This is a genomic window from Metaplanococcus flavidus (assembly GCF_042675885.1).
Taxonomy (GTDB): domain Bacteria; phylum Bacillota; class Bacilli; order Bacillales_A; family Planococcaceae; genus Planococcus; species Planococcus flavidus.
This window is the reverse complement of sequence record NZ_JBHTKI010000025.1, coordinates 1-588: the sequence shown is the minus strand read 5'-3', so window position 1 is coordinate 588 and position 588 is coordinate 1. Positions and strand designations below refer to the sequence as shown.

General features: G+C 46.3%; 1 protein-coding gene. It reads left to right on the top strand.

Annotated features, from left to right (window positions below; all coding sequences use genetic code 11):
* The coding region (locus tag ACFQ1X_RS15370) for a transposase (RefSeq protein WP_379083304.1) at positions 1-516 on the top strand (516 nt) is incomplete at its 5' end.
* Positions 517-588 lie beyond the last annotated feature (72 nt).

Below are 588 nucleotides of genomic sequence, written 5' to 3'. Positions count from 1 at the left end.
GACAAGGGCTACGATTACAAACCCATTTATCAACAACTGCAGGAGATGAACCTTCACGCCGTTATCGCGTACAACCCGCGCCGAGAAGGCGAAGTCATCGGGTTTGATGAGCATTTCGCGCCGACGTGTGTACGGGAACACTCGTATCGCTACGACAGTTATGACGCTAAATACGAAACCTTGAAATATTCCCGTCCCAAAGAGTGTGCGTCGTGTCCGTTGAAAGACGATTCCCTTTGCCAAAAAATCTTTAAAATCAAAAGGTCAGTAGACCTTCGAAAATATACATCGCCTGCCAGAGGTTCCTTGAAGTGGACGCTGTACTATAAACAGCGCGCCGCAGTGGAACGTGTCAACGCTTACTTGAAGGAGTCTTTCGATTTGAATAACGTTCGGCACCGGACGGGCAAGAAAGCGAAAGTCCATTTTCAATTCGTGACCTTAATTTACAACGCATGCCGTTTGGCGAGTGACCGATTGAAAGCCGCCAAGCACGCCGCTTTAGCAGCTGCCTAAATTTAAAAAACGGAAAAAATGATCCGAAAAATCGTCTGCACTTTTTAAAAGGGCGATTTATGAAATTGATTC